Source organism: Burkholderia sp. AU39826 (genome assembly GCF_020419965.1).
In the GTDB taxonomy this organism is placed as follows: Bacteria; Pseudomonadota; Gammaproteobacteria; order Burkholderiales; family Burkholderiaceae; genus Burkholderia; species Burkholderia semiarida.
This window is the reverse complement of record NZ_JAIZQG010000014.1, coordinates 63,730-79,599: the sequence shown is the minus strand read 5'-3', so window position 1 is coordinate 79,599 and position 15,870 is coordinate 63,730. Positions and strand designations below refer to the sequence as shown.

Sequence of the window (15,870 nt, the reverse complement as noted above, 5' to 3'; positions counted from 1 at the left end):
CGACGGGTTCGAATGACATCGAACCCGTCGCCCTTCGCGCATCGGTCGAACCCGAACCGCGCGCCTACTCCCCCAGCGCGCTCATCAGCCTGACCTGGCTCAGCATTTCATCGGTGCGTGCCTGCGCGAGCGAATCCTCGGCCGCGAGTAGCGCACGCTGCACTTCGAGCGTATCGATGAACGCCGATTCGCCGCTGCGCCACGACCGGTTGATCTGCGTATAGGCGCCGCGCGCATTCGACACCGCGCGCTCGAGGCGCTCGGTCCGGCCGTGATTGCGGGCGGCGGCGGCCACCGATGTCTCGACGTCGCCGACGGCCGTCAGCACCGCCGTCCGATAGGCGGCGAGCGCCTGGTCGGCCTGCGCGCGACGCAGCGCGACGACGCTGCGTCGCCGTCCACCGTCGAACAGCGGCGCGCTCGCGCCGGCGCCGGCCATCCACGCGAGCGAACGCGCGAGCGACGCGCCCGAGAAGCCGTCGATCGCCGCGCCGATCACGCCGATCAATTGCAGGTGCGGTTTCAGGTCGGCCTCGGCCACGCCGATGCGCGCATAGGCCGCGACGACGCGTGCCTCTGCCGCGCGCACGTCGGGCCGCCGGCGCAGCAGGTCGGCCGGCGTGCCGATACCCGGTGCGGCGGCGGTCCACACCGGCGCGGGCGCGGGCGGGTCGAGCCGCGCATAGACCTCCTGCGGCGTCGACGCGGTGATGATCGACAGCCGATGGATCGCGGCCTGCCGCTGCAGTTGCAGCGCGGGCAGCTCGGCCAGCGTCGTTTCCGTCTGCGCTGCGGCGCGGTCCACGTCGGCTACCGGCACGACGCCCGCGTCGAACAGGCGCCGTGTCGATTCCTCGGTGCCGCGCTGGCTCAACGCGTTGGCCTCGACCAGCGCGAGCCGCTGTTCGAGGCCGCGCACCGTCACGTAGGTGCGCACGGTCTCGTCGATCGTCGCGATCCGCACGGCCGCCGCATCGTTTTGCGCCGATGCGATATCCGCGTCGGCCGCCGACACGCCTTGACGGATGCGGCCGAAGATGTCGATTTCCCATGCGAGGCTCGCATTCAGGTCGAACGCGTTGCCGGTCGTCGGCGTATCGGTCGGGAACGCCTGCGAGGCGGACAGCCGCCGACGGCTGGCACCGGCATTCAGGTCGAGAGACGGGAACCATTGCGACGCCGCGCCGATCCGCACCGCGCGGGCCGCGTCGATGCGTGCGACGGCCGCCTGCAGGTCGAGGTTGTTCGCGAGCGCGGTGTCGACCAGCCGGTCGAGGATCGGATCGTGGAAGCCATGCCACCACGCACCGGTGTCGGCGGCCGGGCCGCCGGCCGCGAGATCCGCGTTCGCATAGGTCGCCGCCAGAGGCGGCGGCGTGACGGTGGCGACCGGCGCGCTCGTGCACGCGGCCAGGACGGCCGCGGCGGACAGCGCGGCCACGAGTCGAACGAACTTCATTGCACTCCCTCCGTCGCGACGGCTGCGACAGCGGTCTTGCGCATCGCGAGCCGGCGAACCATCACATAGAACACGGGCGTGAACAGCAGCCCGAAGAACGTCACGCCGATCATTCCGAAGAACACCGCGGCGCCGACCGCCTGGCGCATTTCCGCGCCCGCGCCTTCGGAGATCACGAGCGGCAGCACGCCGAGGATGAACGCGAGCGACGTCATCACGATCGGGCGCAGCCGCTGCACGCATGCCTCGACGACGGCCTCGACGAGCGCGGCGCCACTGGCCTCCAGCTGCCTCGCGACCTCGACGATCAGGATCGCGTTCTTCGCGGCGAGCCCGACCAGCACGATGAAGCCGATCTGCGTGAGGATGTTCACGTCCTGGCCGAGCGCGCGCACGCCGAGCGATGCGGCAAGCAGGCACATCGGCACGATCAGCAGGATCGATACGGGCAGGCTCCAGCTGCCGTACTGCGCGGCGAGCACCAGATAGACGAGCAGCACGCACAGCGGGAACACGAGCAGCCCCGTGTTGCCGGCCGTGGTCTGCTGGTACGACAGATCGGTCCATTCGAACGAAATGCCGGGCGGCAGCACCTGTTTCGCGAGCGTTTCCATCGTCTTGATCGCGAAGCCCGAGCCGAGGCCCGGCGCGGTATCGCCGTTGATTTCGGTGGCCGGATACAGGTTGTAGCGCGGTGCGCGATCGACGCCGAGCATGTCGTCGATACGCGTCACGCTGCCGATCGGCACCATCTCGCCGTCGCGGTTGCGTACCTTCAGCCGCGCGAGATCGGACGCGCCGACGCGGAACGGCAGGTCCGCCTGCGCGGTCACGCGGTAGGTGCGCCCGACGATGTTGAAGTCGTTGATGTAGGCCGAACCGAAATACGTCTCGACCGCGTCGTTGATCGCCTGGCTCGGCACGCCGAGCATCTCGGCCTTCTCGCGGTCGAGCTCGACGTGCACCTGCGGGCTCGTCGCGGAGTACGGCGTGTAGACGCCGACCATGCCGGGCGTGCGGTTGGCGGCCGCGACGAGATCCTGCGTCGCCTTCGCGAGCGCGGCCGTGCCGAGGCCGTTGCGATCTTCGAGCCGCATCGCGAAGCCGCCCGTGCTGCCGAGGCCCTGCACCGGCGGCGGCATCGCGACGACGATCGACGCTTCGGTGATGCTCGCCAGCCGTCGGCGCATCTCGGCCGCGATCTTCTCGATCGTCAGGCCCTGCTTGCTGCGTTCCGGCCAGGGCTGGAATACCGGAAACAGGCCGGCGCTGTTCGCCGAGTTCGTGCCGGTCGCCGCGTTGACGCCGGAGAACACCGGCACGCGCGCGACACCGGGCACCGACAGCGCGATGTCCTCGATCTTGCGCGCGACCGCGCTGGTGCGCTCCAGCGTCGCGCCGTCGGGCGTGCGCACGAGCACGACGAGGTAGCCGCGATCCTGCGCGGGAATGAAACCCTTCGGGCTCGACACGAGCAGATAGCCGGTCGCGGCGATCAGCACCGCGTACAGGGCGACCATCGCGGGGACGATCCGGACGATCTTGCGGACCAGCCGGCCATACGCATCGGACAGGCGCTGGAACACGCGGTTGAACGCGTTCGAGAAACGCCGTGCGGCGCGCATCGCCGGCGCGAACGGTGCGGCGATGCGGGATGCCGGCGCCGGTGCGTCATGGTCGCCGGCGTGCGCTTTCAGCATCATCGCGGACAGCGCGGGCGCGAGCGTCACCGACGTGAAGAACGAGATCGCGGTCGACACGGCGATCGTCACGCCGAACTGGCGGAAGAACTGGCCCGAGATGCCGGGAATGAACGAGGTCGGCACGAACACCGCGCACAGCACGAGCGTGATCGCGAACAGCGCGCCGCCGACTTCCTTCATCGTCAGCAGCGTCGCATCGCGTGGCCGGGCGCCGGCCGACAGGTGCCGCTCGACGTTCTCGACCACGACGATCGCGTTGTCGACGACGATCCCCACCGCGAGCACGAGGCCGAACAGCGTCAGGTTGTTGATCGAATAGCCGAGCACGGCCATCGCCGCGAACGTGCCGACGAGCGACACCGGAATCGACAGGATCGGGATGATCGACGGCCGCCAGCCCTGCAGGAACAGCAGCACGACGAACACGACGAGTACGACGGCTTCGTAGATCGTCTTGACGAGTTCGTGGATGCTGTCGCCGATGAACGCGGTCGGGTTGTAGCCGATGTTGTAGACGATACCCTTCGGGAAGTCCGTGGCCAGTTCGGCCATCTTCTTCTCGACCGCGGCCATCGTCGCGACCGCGTTCGCGCCGGGCTGCTGCAGCACCTGCAGCGCGATCGTCGGGTGGCGCAGCATGTAGCTGTCGGTCGCATACGCGAGTGCGCCCACTTCGACGCGTGCCACGTCCTTCAGCCGCACGAGCCTGCCGTCCTTGCCCTGCTTGACGACGATGTCGCTGAAATCCTCGGGGCGCTTGAGCCGCCCTTCGAAGATCAGGTTCGGCTGGAACGCCTGGTTCGTGATCGGCGCCTGCGCGACCACGCCGCCCGCGAGCTGCGTGTTCTGCGACCGTACCGCGGCGATCAGGTCGGCCGGGCTCAGGCCGAACGACGCGACGCGCTCGGGGTCGAGCCAGATGCGCATCGAGTATTCGCGCGCGCCGAGCGGGTTGATGTCGCCGACGCCCTCGATCCGCTTGAGCACGTCCGCGACGTTGCGGATCGCGTAGTTCGACACGTACAGCGGATCGTAGCGCTGGTCCGGCGAGTACAGGAAGATCGTGCCGAGCTGCGTCGGCGACGATTTGCGCACCGACACGCCGCTGCGCTGCACGGGCTCGGGCAGGCGCGGCGTCGCGAGCGCGACGCGGTTCTGCACGAGCACCTGCGCCTTGTCGACGTCGGTGCCGGGCTTGAACGTCACGGTGATGTTCAGGCTGCCGTCCGACGTCGCCTGGCTGTACATGTACAGCATGTCTTCCACGCCGTTCACTTCCAGTTCGATCGGCGTCGACACCGTTTGCGAGACCGTTTCCGCGGAGGCGCCCGGATAGGTCGCCTGGATCACGACGGTCGGCGGCGCGATGTCCGGATACTCGGAGACCGCGAGCGAGAAATAGGCCAGCGCGCCGGCGATCGTCAGCACGATCGACAAGACGATCGCGAGCACCGGCTGCTGCACGGACAGGCGGCCGAGATTCATTGCGCGCTCCCGGCCGTGCCGTTCGCCGCGCGGGCCGCCGTGGCCGCTTCGATCGCGCGCGGCACGGCCTTGACCTTGTCGCCGGCCTGCACGCGCTGGAAGCCGTCGACGATCACGCGATCGCTCGCGTTCAGCCCCGCGGCGATTTCGCGCAGGTTGCCGTACAGGCGGCCCGGCGTCACCGGACGGATCGCGACGGTGCCGTTCGCGTCGACGAAGTACAGCACGCGGCGCGTCGCATCGGTCGCGACGGCCGTATCCGGCACGAGCAGCGCGCGGTGCGCGACGCGGCTCGACAGGTACACGCGGCCGAACTGGCCGGGGCTCAGACGCCGGTCCGGATTCGCGACGCGGGCGCGCTGGCGCAGCGTGCCGGTCGAGTCGTCGAGGCGGTTGTCGACGAAATCCATCGTCCCCGTCAGCGACGGCTGCGCATCGCCCGGCAGCGCGATCGCGACCTGCCGCGACGACGCGTTGCCGCCGCTTTTTCGTGCTTCGCGCGTATAGCGCAGGTAGCTTTCCTCGTCGACGTCGAAATAGATGTCGATCGGATCCTGCGACACGATCGTCGTCAGCACGGTCGCGTCGCTGTCGCCGCCTTTCACGAGATTGCCCTCGCTCACGAGCTTGCGGCTGATGCGGCCGGCCATCGGCGCGACGATGCGCGTGAACGACAGGTCGAGCCGCGCGCGCTCCAGTGCGCCTTGCGCGCTCGTCACTTCGGCCTGCGCGCTTTGCACCGCCTGCCTGCGCTGGTCGTAAAGGCTCTGCGCGATCGTATCGGTCTTGATCAGGATGCTCGCGCGCTCGAAATCCTGCCGGCTCAGCTTCAGTTGCGACTGCGCGCGTTCGAGCGCGCCCTGCGCGGCCGTGACGGCCGCCTGGTACGGACGCGGGTCGATGACGAACAGCAGGTCGCCCTTGCGGACGAGCGCGCCGTCCTGGAACGCGACCTTGTCGAGATAGCCGCTCACGCGCGGGCGCACGTCGACGGTGTCGACCGCTTCGAAGCGGCCGGTGTAGACGTCGACGTCGTTGACGTCGCGCGCGACGGGCGCGCTGACGATCACGCCTGGCGTCGCGGCCGGCGCCTTGTCGTCCGACTGGCAGCCGGACAACGCGAACAGCGCGGCCAGCGGAACGGCGGCCAGCACGGCCGGCCGCGCGATGCGCTTCAATCCTGGATATCGGTTCATGTGCGTGCGAAATGTCGAGTGGGGCGCGTGGCGCCGGACCGTGCGAAGTATCGTGCGCGGCGCGCGGCGGATAAACGGATGAAGCGGCATAAGAACTTGTACTGCGCAGTCACGAATCGCTGCCTGCAGCGGCGACGGGCCAGCCTGTTTCGAGGAGCAGGGCGAGGGAGCTGAAGTGCAGTGACGACGCGCGGCCCGAATGCCTGTTCAGGCGATCCGGGCCGGCCATGCGGAGGGGGGGGGAAGGGCGAGCGGTTGCGCGTATCGAAAGGCGTGCTCTCTTGCACGCCGACGGGACTCAATGACCGCGATAGATCGAGTCGCGACCGTTGACCATCATCGCGCGGCCGGATTCGTCGGTGGTGCGGGCTTCGTTGCCGTAGCCGGTTTTGTCCGCGGCCGAGGCGGCATTCGGCGCGCCTTGTGCGACGGCGTTTTCACGCACACGCTTTTCGGCGGCGAGGATCGCGGCCGGATACTGGTTGTGATCCATCGCCGGGGTGTAACCGACGGCCACGAGGCGCGCCATTTCGGCCTTCACTTCGGCGCGGGTCAGTTGATGGTCGGCCTGGTGCGCGAACGACAGCGCCGGTGCGGAAAGGATCAGTGCGGCAAGGGTGGAAGAAACGAGCGTTTTCATCATGGGTATCTGTCTGGTCGAGTGAACCGCAACCAACGTCGACGACGTCGATGTCGTTGCGTGTGCAGCCAATATAGGTACGGCGGCGTCGGGGAAAAACGACTGTCCGGCTAAATCATTTTTGATCCCGAGTCACGAATCGAACGTGAATTCGGTCGGCAGCGTTGCCGGCCGGGCGTCTCGCCCGAACGGGCGCCGCGGCTCGCGATCGAAACGGGCCGCGAATCGGCCTATCAGACCTTGCGGGACTCAACTGTGTCGAATTCCGTCTTGGACAGACTTAACCCGCTTCCCTAGACTGAACCCGCTTTCCCTCGTTCCCTGGAGAAAATCATGAGTCTCGCGCTGCCCGGCCACAAGATCCTCGGTTTCGGTACCGCCCCGCTCGGCAACATGTTCCGCAACATCCCCGACGCGGAAGCGGCGGCCACCGTCGAAGCCGCGTGGCAACACGGCATCCGCTATTTCGATTCGGCTCCGTTCTACGGCGCCGGCCTCGCGGAAATCCGCCTCGGCGACGCGCTGGCGAACCATCCGCGCGACGAATACGTGCTGAGCACGAAGGTCGGCCGCGTGATTCTCGACGAAATCGAAGACGTGTCGGCGCGCGATCTCGGCGAAAAGGGCGGCCTGTTCGAACACGGCAGGCCGAACCGCATCGTCAACGACTACTCGGCCGACGCGACGCTGCGCTCGATCGAGGACAGCCTGAAACGCCTGCGCACCGACCGCCTCGATATCGTGTGGGTGCACGACATCGCGCAGGACTTTTACGGCGACGAATGGCTCGCGCAATTCGAAGTGGCGCGCAAGGGCGCATTCCGCGTGCTGAGCAAGCTGCGCGAAGAAGGCGTGATCAACGCATGGGGCCTCGGCGTGAACCGCGTCGAACCGATCGAGCTGGTGCTCGACCTCGCCGAGCCGCAACCGGACGGCATGCTGCTGGCCGGCCGCTACACGCTGCTCGATCACGAGCGCGCGCTGCAGCGCGTGATGCCGGCGGCGGCCGCGCGCGACGTCGGGATCGTCGTCGGCGGCCCGTACAGCTCGGGCGTGCTCGCGGGCGGCACGCACTTCGAATACCAGAAGGCTTCGCCCGAAATCCTCGCGAAGGTGGAGCGGATCAAGGCGATCGCCGCGCGCTACGACGTACCGATCAAGGCCGCCGCGCTGCAGTTCTCGATGTCGCATCCGGCCACCGTCGCGGTGATCCCGGGCGCGAGCCGTCCGGAGCGGATCGCGGAAGACCAGGCGGCGCTGAACGCGGCGATTCCGGCCGACTTCTGGCGCGAGATGCGCGAACAAGGTCTGATCGCGGCCAATGCGCCGCTGCCGGCCGATCATCGATCCTGAAAGGCGATGACCGGAAGCGGAAGCCGCGAGGCGCGAGGAAGGTCAGGGTCGCGAAGCGATCGCGACACTCGCGACAGGCGCGTAAGGCGCCGTGATGCAACGACGCCCCGCGCGTTCGCGCATTTATTTCGCCGCTGTCTCGACGACTTCCTCGCCGGTCAGGATCTCGCGGAAGATTCCGACCAGCGGCCGCAGATTGACCTTGTGCCATGCGGCCCACAGCGGCGTGCGGTAGCTGAACCACGGCAGCTCGCGCAGCACGACGCCTTCCGGCACCTGGTGACGCAGGCTCTGCTGGATCATCGTCACGCCGAGCCCGGCCGCGACGAGGCCGAGCGCGGCGAGCGGCTCGGTCGCTTCCACTGAAATGTCCGGCGAAAAGCCGGCCTTCGCACAGGCCGCGACGAACGCGCCGTGACGCGGCGCGCTGTCCTGCTGCGTGACGCCGATCCACGCCTGCGCGGCGAGATCGTCGGCGACGAGCGTCTTCTTCTTCGCGAGCGGATGCCCGTCGGGCATCGCGAGCAGCATCGGATCGTCCAGCACCTTCGTCGAATCGAGTTCGGGATCGTCCGGCGCGGGCGGCTCGGTGACGAGCGCGATGTCGAGGCTGCGCTCGCGCAAGCCTTCGAGCTGCGCGGCCGATTGATAGTTATACAAAGCGATGTGAACGGACGGGCGCCCGGCGCGCAGCGTTTTCAACGCGCGCGGCAGCACGCCCGAGTGCGTGGCCGTTTCGAGGTAGCCGATGCAGAGGCCGCCTTCGTCGCCGCGACCGAGCCGGCGCGCGAGCGATTCGAGCCGGTTCGCGTGGCGCAGGAACGCGCGCGTTTCGCCGAGAAACGTGCGCCCGTCGCGCGTCAGACGAATGCGCTGCTGACTGCGTTCGAACAGCGTGAGACCGAGCTTTTCCTCCAACTGCGCGATCTGGCGGCTGAGCGGCGATTGCGAGATGTGCAGGCGCTCGGCGGCGCGGCCGACGTGTTCCTCTTCCGCGACCGCGATGAAATATTGAAGCTGGCGGATGTCGAGCATGTCAGACCTTATCGGACTCAAGATTGGAAGATTGTGTCCCAAAGGGACTTTCTCATGCAATCCGGACCGGATCCACTTGCCTGCCCCGACGCGGCGCGCGCACGCGTGTCGTCAATTCCCGTACATGTCGAAGTCGAAATACTTCGACTGGATCGTGTCGTAGGTGCCGTCGCCGCGAATCTGCGCGATGGCGCGGTTCAGCGCGTCGCGCAGGTCGGTGTCGGCCTTGCGCACGCCGGCCGCGTCGCCGTTGCCCATGATCTTCGCGTCGTACACCACGCCGCCCGCGAACGAGAAGCCCTTGCCGCGCGGCGTCGCCAGGAATCCGAGCTGGCCTTGCACGGCGTCCATCAGCACGCCGTCGACGCGCCCGGTGACGAGATCCGCGTACGCCTGGTCGTAGCTCGGATACGGCACCACCTCGACCTTCGCGGCCGCCCATTTCTCACGCGCATAGGTTTCCTGCACCGTGCCCTGTTCGACCGCGACGCGCTTGCCGGCGAGCTTCGCCGCGTCCGGCAGCAGCCCCGACCCGGTACGCGCGATCAGTCGCGTCTGGTTGCGGTACAGGCGATCGGTGAAGTCGATCTGCCGGCGCCGCTGTTCGGTCGCGGCCATCGACGACAGGATCACGTCGAACTTGCGCGCTTGCAGCCCCGGAATCAGCCCGTCGAAACTGCTCGACACCCACACGCATTTTGCCTTCAGCTTCGCGCACAGCGCGTTGCCGAGATCGATGTCGAAGCCCTTCACGCTGCCGTCGGCCGCGGTCGATTCGAACGGCGGGTAGGTTGGATCGACGCCGATGCGGATGGTCGTCCATTCCTTCGCCGATGCCGGCGACGCGACGGCCATCGCGGCGGCGGCAAGGAGAATCGTGATGCGCGTCTTCATGGTCAGGCTCCGTTCGTGTGGGGAAGAGTGGGCATGCGCGTCAGCTCGGGAATTCGCCGCGCTGAAAATCGTTCGACAGTTCGAGGGCGTCGGCCATCTCGCCGACGGTGACGGGCTTGATCGGCGCGCGGATCCGGTAGTGCCCGACGTCGCCGACGCCGCGTTGCTGCACGTCGGCGATCAGCTCGCCGACCGTCGTGCCGCACCAGCGCCCCTGGCACGGGCCCATCCCGCAGCGCGTGAACGCCTTCATCTGGTTCGGCCCCTGGCAGCCGAGCGCCGCGAGCTGGCGGATCTCGCCGGCCGTGACTTCCTCGCAGCGGCACACGATCGTGTCGTCGTCGGGGCGGCGCAGCGCGGCGGGCGGCGTGTACAGCGCATCGAGCAGCGGGCGCACCGCGAGATGGCGGCGCAATGCGTGCAACGCCGGGCGTTCGCGTGCGGCCTGCCGTTGCGCATCGAGCGCACCGAGTTGCACGGCGATGTCGAGCGCTGATATTTCGCCGGCCAGTGCCGCCGCCCGCGCGCCGCCGATGCCCGCGCCGTCGCCCGCGATCCACACGTGCGGCACGCTGCTACGGCCGCGCGCGTCGCACCGCGGCCGCCAGCATGCCGACGACTCGTCCCATTCATGGGCACAGCCGAGCGAGCGCGCGAGTTGCATCGACGGAACGACGCCCTGATGCAGCAGCACGAGCGACGTGTCGAGCGCATGCGCGACGCCATCGTCGTCGCGAAAGCGAATGCGTTCGGCGCGGCCGTCGCCGTCGATGCGGATATCGGTCGCGCCGCGATACACCGGAATGCCGGCGTGGCGCACCGCGCGCAACATGCGCCAGCCCTTGAGCAGATAGTCGGCGCCGCGCAGCGCCGGCAGCGCATGCGGGAGCGCGCGGCGCCACACGTTACGCGGTGTCGTATCGACCAGCGCGCGCACGCGCCGGCCGGCATTCAGCAATTGCGCGGCGAACAACCACAGCAGCGGGCCGCTGCCCGCGAGCACGGCGTCGGCCGACGGCGCGAGGCCCGATGCTTTCAGCAGCGTCTGCGCGGCGCCGACGCCCATCACGCCGGGCAAAGTCCAGCCGGGTACCGGCCACGGCCGCTCCTGCGCGCCGGTCGCGATCAGCACCGCGCGCGCGCCGATGTCGAGCGTGCCGCGCGACGGGCCGCCTTGCGTGAGCATCGCGACGGGTTCCGGCTCGAACGCGATTTGCCACACGACGCTGCGCGGCAGGTAATGCGCGCCGCTGGCGAGCAGGCTGTCGACGAGCGGGCGGCCGGCCGTGTAGTCGGCGCCGAGCCATTGCGCGAGCGGCGCCGGCGCATCGGCCACGTTGCGGTAGATCTGGCCGCCGGGCGCGCGGCCCTCGTCCGCGACGACCACCGACAAGCCGGCCGCGCGCGCGGCGGTTGCCGCCGCCATTCCGGCCGGCCCGGCGCCGACGATCAGCAGGTCGCACTGGCGGCGCGTCATGCGAGCCTCGCCTTGCCGTGCATCGTGCGCACCTGCATGCCGTCGGCGACGAGCGTCATGCAGCCTTGCACGTTCGGCACGCCGTCGATTTCGACGAGGCAGTCGAAGCACACGCCCATCATGCAGAACGGGCCGCGTGGCGCGCCGCTCACGGGGCTCGTGCGGCACGCGGCCGAACCGGCGGCGAGCATCGCGGCCGCGACGCTGTCGTGCGCGGGCACGTCGTGCGGCGTGCCGTCGATATGGATGCGCACGCGGTCGAGCATCGCGGCGGCGGGAATGAGGGATTCAAACATGCCGGGCTTCCGTGGGCGCGGCGAAGCGCGCGGTGGTAAAGGCGGACAGGTCGGCCGGCGCGGCGCCGCCGGCGATCCACGGCGCGACGAGATCGGCGTGGGCCGCCGCGAGCGTCACGCCGCTGTGGCAGATCGCGATGAATGCGCCGGGATACGTGGCCGACGCTTCGTAGACGGGCAAGCCGTCGGGCGTCATGATGCGCAGCGCACCCCACGCGCGCACGATGCGCGCATGGGCCAGCGCCGGGAACGCGGTGCGGGCGCGGCGCGCGATGTCGACCATCGCCGGGCGCGTCTGGCCGTCGTCGAAGCCGACGTCTTCGGCGGAGTCGCCGAGCATCACCGACCCTTCCGAGGTCTGCCGGACGACGAGCGTCGGATAGTCGAGAAACGGCGCGACGCGCTCGGTGACCATGATCTGGCCGCGCAACGGCGAGATCGGCGCGCGCAGATCGACCATCGGCGCGAGCCGCGCGTTGTCGAGGCCGGCCGCGAGCACCACGCGCGCGGCTTCGAGCCGCGCATCGCGTGTGTCGATCTCGAAGCGCCCGGCGCGCGGGCGGATCTCGGCGACTTCGCTGCGCGGCAGATAGATGCCGCCGCACTGCTGGAACGCCTGCAGCATCGCGCGCAGCGTGGCGAGCGGATTCGCGTGACCATCGTTCGGCGACCATAGCGCGCCGGCCAGCGACGGCGACGCCGCGGGAATGAGCCGCCGCAGCGCCGCCGGATCGAGCACCTCGTACGACAGCGCGGCTTCCTGCCGACGCAGCGATTCGAGCAGGTCGGTCGCGCCGTCGAGTTCCGCGCGATGCTCGAACAGCTCGATGCCGCCCGGGCGTTCGAACGCGCAGTCCACGCCCGTTTCGCGCTGCAACTGCGCGGCGAACGCACGCCAGCGCTCGGACGATTCGCGCGACCAGCGCGCATACGGCAGGCAGCGGCCGCCTTTGCCCTGCACCCACACGAGCCCGAAATTGCCGCGCGCCGCGCGAAACGCGATGTCGTCGCCGTCGCACACCGCGACGCGTTGGCCGAGACGCGCGAGTCCCCACGCGATGGCCATGCCGACGAGGCCGCCGCCGGCCACGACGACGTCGAAGCGGCGCGCGGTCATGCGCGGCTCCGGTGTCGCGGGTGAGGCGGTTGCGTGTTATATCCCATGGCGGCGCGGCTCCTTGCTTTCAGTACGTTGCGGAACCGATGTTCGGACAGGCAAAATGGGCTGTCCAATACAGCTTGATCAACGATCCATAATCCAATGTTATGACCACACCCTCGCTCAGGATTCGCCAGATCGAAGCGTTTCGTGCGGTGATGCAGCGTCATACCGTCACGCGCGCGGCGCGCGAGCTCCATATCTCGCAGCCGGCCGTGAGCCGGCTGATCGCCGATCTCGAGGCGCGGATCGGCTTCGTGCTGTTCGAGCGGCAGCAGGGCCGCTTCACGCCGACCGCGCAGGCGCGCGTGCTGTACGAGGAAGTCGAGCGCGCGTTCGTCGGCCTCGATCGCGTCGCGCAGGCCGCCGAGCAGATCCGCGCGATGCGGCGCGGCACGCTGCGCGTGGCCGGCTCGCCCGCCGTCGCGCTCGACCTGCTGCCGGAGCTCGTCACGCGGTTTTCGCACGCGCATCCGGGCGTCGACATCACGCTGCTCGCGCACAGTGCGTCGACCGTCGTCGACAAGGTCGCGTCGGGGCAGTGCGATGTCGGGCTGATCGCCGAGCCCGTTCCGCATCCGGCCGTGCGCGGCGAGCGGCTCGCGGAAAGCGCGATGCGCTGCATCGTGCCGCGCGGGCACCGGCTCGCGCGCAAGCGCGTCGTGCGGCCGGCCGATCTGCGCGGCGAACCGTTCATCTCGTTTCCGCCGAGTTTCGAGGCGCGCAGTGCGATCGACCGCGTTTTCGTGGAAGCCGGCGTGGCGCGCGTGCTGTCGATCGAGGCGCAACTGTCACGGACGATCGTCGCGTTCGTCGCGAACGGCGCGGGCGTCGCGCTGATCGATCCGGTGACGGCCGCGTATGCGGGCGAGCGCGTGGCCGTCAAGCCGTTCGAGCCGGCCGTGCCCGATCACTTCTACGTGGTGACGTCCGCGTCGCAGCCGCTGTCGATGATCGGCGATGCGTTCTGCGCGGATTTGCGCGACGCGTTCGCGCGGATGCGGACGCCGCGCGACGCGTGAGCGAGAAGGGGGAGGAAACGTGTGTCGAGCACGCCGGACGCCGGCGGGCGTGCCGGCGTGTTGCCGTGTCGGCCGGGGTTCCGGCTCAGGCGAGCGCGCTGTCCGTTGCGCGTGGGGCGGGCGCGCCGGACGCGGACGACGTGGTTGCGCCCGCATCCTTCGCGCCCGCAAGCCGCCGATAACGCGCGAGTGCCCACAGCGGGAAGTACGCGGTATAGCCGTGATACTTCAGGTAGAAGATGCGCGGAAAGCCCGGCGCATTGTGCGAACGGTGCCACCAGAAGCCGTCTTCCTGCTGCACCGACAGCAGATACGCGATGCCGCGCCGCACCGAATCGGATTCGCAGTCGCCGAACGCCATCTGCGCGAGCAGCGCCCACGCGGTGCAGTTCGACGTGCTCTCGCCGCCATTCGTGCCGGCCAGTGTCGGGTCGACGTAGCTGTCGTTCGTCTCGCCCCAGCCGCCGTCCGCATGCTGTCGCGCGCGCAGCCAGTCGAGCGCGCGGGCGATATAGGGCTGTGACTTGTCCTCGCCGGCGAGCGCGAGGCCGGCCAGCACGCTCCACGTGCCGTACAGGTAGTTCGTGCCCCAGCGGCCCCACCAGCTGCCGTCGGGCTGCTGCGTGCGCTTCACGTAGTCGATGCAGCGCGCGAGCGACGCGCGGTCTGCCGCGCGTTTCGTCACGCCGAAGCACAGCAGCACGCGGCCCGATACGTCTTCCGTGGGCGGATCGAGCAGCGCGCCGTGATCGGCGAACGGGATCGCGTTCAGATACATGCGGTCGCAGTCGGCGTCGAACGCCGCGAAGCCGCCGTTGCGCGATTGCAGCCCGCGCATCCAGTCGAGCGCGCGCGCGACGCGCGATGCGTACGGATTCGTGCCGTCCGCGTGGCGATGCGTGCGGCCGCGGCGATCGAGCATCGCGGTGACGACCGCCGTGTCGTCGATGTCCGGGTAGTACGGGTTCGCGTACTGGAACGCCCATCCGCCCGGTTCGACGCCGGCCGGTACGTTCTCGATCCAGTCGCCGCGCAGGTCGTTCACCTGCCGCCCGGCGAGCCAGTCGTACGCGCGAGCGATGCGTGCATCGAGCTCGCGCAGCGCGCCGGCCGACTCGCCGGCTTCCGGCGCCGCGACGCCGCGCGCCTGTTCGAGCGCCATCGTGCTCCACGCGGTGTCCCACACCGGCGACAGGCACGGCTGGCAATACATGCTGCCGTCCGGCCGCGTGACCAGCAGCTTCTCCAGTGCGTTCTCGCAGTCGCGCCGCAGCGGATGATCGTCCGGGTAGCCGAGCACCTGCATCATCTGATAGCTGTAGACGATCGGCGGGAAGATGCCGCCGAGCCCGTCCTCGCCGTTCATCCGTTGCGCGCACCACGCTTCCGCGTGCCGGATCGCGCGCTGCCGCAAGCGTTTCGGCAGCAGCGGCTCGATAGGGCGGACGGCGCGGTCGAGCGCGAGGAACAACCGGCGCATGCCGCGCGCGGGCGGGAAGTACTGGCGCTCTTGCTCCGGCGGCGTGACGAACAGCTCGCGGATCGACACGTTGCGCGGATTGCGCGCACGCGCCTTCAGCGAGCACAGCACCAGCAGCGGCACCATCGTCGTGCGCGCCCAGTACGCGACCTTGTACATCGAGATCGGCACCCACTTCGGGAACAGCACGAATTCGACCGGCATGAACGGCGCCGCGCGCCACGGCACCTGGCCGAACGTCGCGAGCAGGATGCGCGTGAACACGTTCGCGCGCGCCGCGCCGCCGAGCGTCAGGATCGCGTCGCGCGCGCGGATCATGTGCGGCGCCCGTTCGCTGTCGCCGGCCGCCTTCAGCGCGAAGTACGCCTTCACGCTGCACGACACGTCCGGCGCGCCGTCGACGTACAGATCCCATGCGCCATGCGTGTCGAGCCGCTGGTTCGCGCGCAGGTAGCGCGCCATCTTCTCCTGGCGCACGTCGTCGATCTTGTCCATGAAATGCATCATCAGGATGTATTCCGCGGTGATCGTCGCGTCGGATTCGAGTTCGAAACACCAGCTGCCGTCGGGCTGCTGAAGGCGCACGAGTGCGTCGCGTCCGCGGGCGATGGCCGTGTCGAGCGCGGACCAGGGGGAGGGGGCCGATTTGTTCATGCGGCGGATCATACCAT

General features: G+C 69.2%; 12 protein-coding genes. 2 read left to right on the top strand and 10 right to left on the bottom strand.

The window, feature by feature from the left end:
* Window positions 1-64 precede the first annotated feature (64 nt).
* The 4 genes from LGM42_RS22235 to LGM42_RS22220 form a co-directional block, all read right to left on the bottom strand.
* Window positions 65-1,459, bottom strand: a complete 1,395-nt coding sequence (locus tag LGM42_RS22235; protein ID WP_060309975.1) for an efflux transporter outer membrane subunit — start codon at window positions 1,457-1,459, stop codon at window positions 65-67.
* Window positions 1,456-4,647: an efflux RND transporter permease subunit gene (locus LGM42_RS22230; RefSeq protein WP_226233195.1), complete on the bottom strand. Its 3,192-nt coding sequence runs from the start codon at window positions 4,645-4,647 to the stop codon at window positions 1,456-1,458. The genes LGM42_RS22235 and LGM42_RS22230 overlap by 4 nt, the downstream gene beginning before the upstream one ends.
* On the bottom strand, window positions 4,644-5,843 hold the full coding sequence (locus tag LGM42_RS22225) for an efflux RND transporter periplasmic adaptor subunit (RefSeq protein ID WP_226233194.1): 1,200 nt from the start codon (window positions 5,841-5,843) through the stop codon (window positions 4,644-4,646). The genes LGM42_RS22230 and LGM42_RS22225 overlap by 4 nt, the downstream gene beginning before the upstream one ends.
* Before the next feature lie 298 nt (window positions 5,844-6,141).
* Entirely contained in the window at window positions 6,142-6,486 is a 345-nt protein-coding gene (locus LGM42_RS22220) for a DUF4148 domain-containing protein (RefSeq protein WP_319001458.1), read from the bottom strand.
* Window positions 6,487-6,816: 330 nt separating this feature from the next.
* Here LGM42_RS22220 and LGM42_RS22215 point away from each other — a divergent pair, with 330 nt between their 5' ends.
* The gene (locus LGM42_RS22215) at window positions 6,817-7,836 is read left to right on the top strand and encodes an aldo/keto reductase (RefSeq protein WP_226233192.1); all 1,020 of its coding nucleotides are present in this window, start codon (window positions 6,817-6,819) and stop codon (window positions 7,834-7,836) included.
* Between the two features lie 123 nt (window positions 7,837-7,959).
* On the opposite strand, the gene LGM42_RS22210 is transcribed toward LGM42_RS22215, so the two are convergent.
* From LGM42_RS22210 to LGM42_RS22190, 5 genes are all read right to left on the bottom strand, one after another.
* The gene (locus LGM42_RS22210; protein WP_060009152.1) at window positions 7,960-8,871 is read right to left on the bottom strand and encodes a LysR family transcriptional regulator; all 912 of its coding nucleotides are present in this window, start codon (window positions 8,869-8,871) and stop codon (window positions 7,960-7,962) included.
* Window positions 8,872-8,982: 111 nt separating this feature from the next.
* On the bottom strand, window positions 8,983-9,765 hold the full coding sequence (locus LGM42_RS22205) for an ABC transporter substrate-binding protein (protein WP_226233191.1): 783 nt from the start codon (window positions 9,763-9,765) through the stop codon (window positions 8,983-8,985).
* Between the two features lie 40 nt (window positions 9,766-9,805).
* Window positions 9,806-11,242, bottom strand: coding sequence for an NAD(P)/FAD-dependent oxidoreductase (locus LGM42_RS22200; protein ID WP_226233190.1), 1,437 nt, complete (start codon window positions 11,240-11,242; stop codon window positions 9,806-9,808).
* The gene (locus tag LGM42_RS22195; protein WP_124658565.1) at window positions 11,239-11,538 is read right to left on the bottom strand and encodes a (2Fe-2S)-binding protein; all 300 of its coding nucleotides are present in this window, start codon (window positions 11,536-11,538) and stop codon (window positions 11,239-11,241) included. Before LGM42_RS22195 ends, LGM42_RS22200 begins: the two co-directional genes overlap by 4 nt.
* Window positions 11,531-12,655 carry an NAD(P)/FAD-dependent oxidoreductase gene (locus tag LGM42_RS22190; RefSeq protein WP_226233189.1) on the bottom strand — a complete coding sequence of 375 codons (1,125 nt, stop codon included), beginning with the start codon at window positions 12,653-12,655 and terminating at the stop codon, window positions 11,531-11,533. Before LGM42_RS22190 ends, LGM42_RS22195 begins: the two co-directional genes overlap by 8 nt.
* A gap of 149 nt (window positions 12,656-12,804) precedes the next feature.
* On the opposite strand from LGM42_RS22190, the gene LGM42_RS22185 reads away from it, so the two are divergent.
* Complete coding sequence (locus LGM42_RS22185; RefSeq protein ID WP_226233188.1) at window positions 12,805-13,719, top strand: LysR substrate-binding domain-containing protein; 915 nt, start codon at window positions 12,805-12,807, stop codon at window positions 13,717-13,719.
* An 85-nt stretch (window positions 13,720-13,804) separates the two neighbouring features.
* Here LGM42_RS22185 and shc read toward each other — a convergent pair whose 3' ends face one another.
* Window positions 13,805-15,865, bottom strand: coding sequence for a squalene--hopene cyclase (shc, locus tag LGM42_RS22180; RefSeq protein ID WP_226233187.1), 2,061 nt, complete (start codon window positions 15,863-15,865; stop codon window positions 13,805-13,807).
* Window positions 15,866-15,870 lie beyond the last annotated feature (5 nt).

Coding starts and splice junctions, on each gene's coding strand:
- LGM42_RS22220 (WP_319001458.1), bottom strand. CDS start 6,486: ATGATGAAAACGCTCGTTTCTTCCACCCTTGCCGCACTGATCCTTTCC.
- LGM42_RS22225 (WP_226233194.1), bottom strand. CDS start 5,843: ATGAACCGATATCCAGGATTGAAGCGCATCGCGCGGCCGGCCGTGCTG.
- LGM42_RS22230 (WP_226233195.1), bottom strand. CDS start 4,647: ATGAATCTCGGCCGCCTGTCCGTGCAGCAGCCGGTGCTCGCGATCGTC.
- shc (WP_226233187.1), bottom strand. CDS start 15,865: ATGATCCGCCGCATGAACAAATCGGCCCCCTCCCCCTGGTCCGCGCTC.
- LGM42_RS22185 (WP_226233188.1), top strand. CDS start 12,805: ATGACCACACCCTCGCTCAGGATTCGCCAGATCGAAGCGTTTCGTGCG.
- LGM42_RS22200 (WP_226233190.1), bottom strand. CDS start 11,242: ATGACGCGCCGCCAGTGCGACCTGCTGATCGTCGGCGCCGGGCCGGCC.
- LGM42_RS22195 (WP_124658565.1), bottom strand. CDS start 11,538: ATGTTTGAATCCCTCATTCCCGCCGCCGCGATGCTCGACCGCGTGCGC.
- LGM42_RS22210 (WP_060009152.1), bottom strand. CDS start 8,871: ATGCTCGACATCCGCCAGCTTCAATATTTCATCGCGGTCGCGGAAGAG.
- LGM42_RS22205 (WP_226233191.1), bottom strand. CDS start 9,765: ATGAAGACGCGCATCACGATTCTCCTTGCCGCCGCCGCGATGGCCGTC.
- LGM42_RS22190 (WP_226233189.1), bottom strand. CDS start 12,655: ATGACCGCGCGCCGCTTCGACGTCGTCGTGGCCGGCGGCGGCCTCGTC.
- LGM42_RS22215 (WP_226233192.1), top strand. CDS start 6,817: ATGAGTCTCGCGCTGCCCGGCCACAAGATCCTCGGTTTCGGTACCGCC.
- LGM42_RS22235 (WP_060309975.1), bottom strand. CDS start 1,459: ATGAAGTTCGTTCGACTCGTGGCCGCGCTGTCCGCCGCGGCCGTCCTG.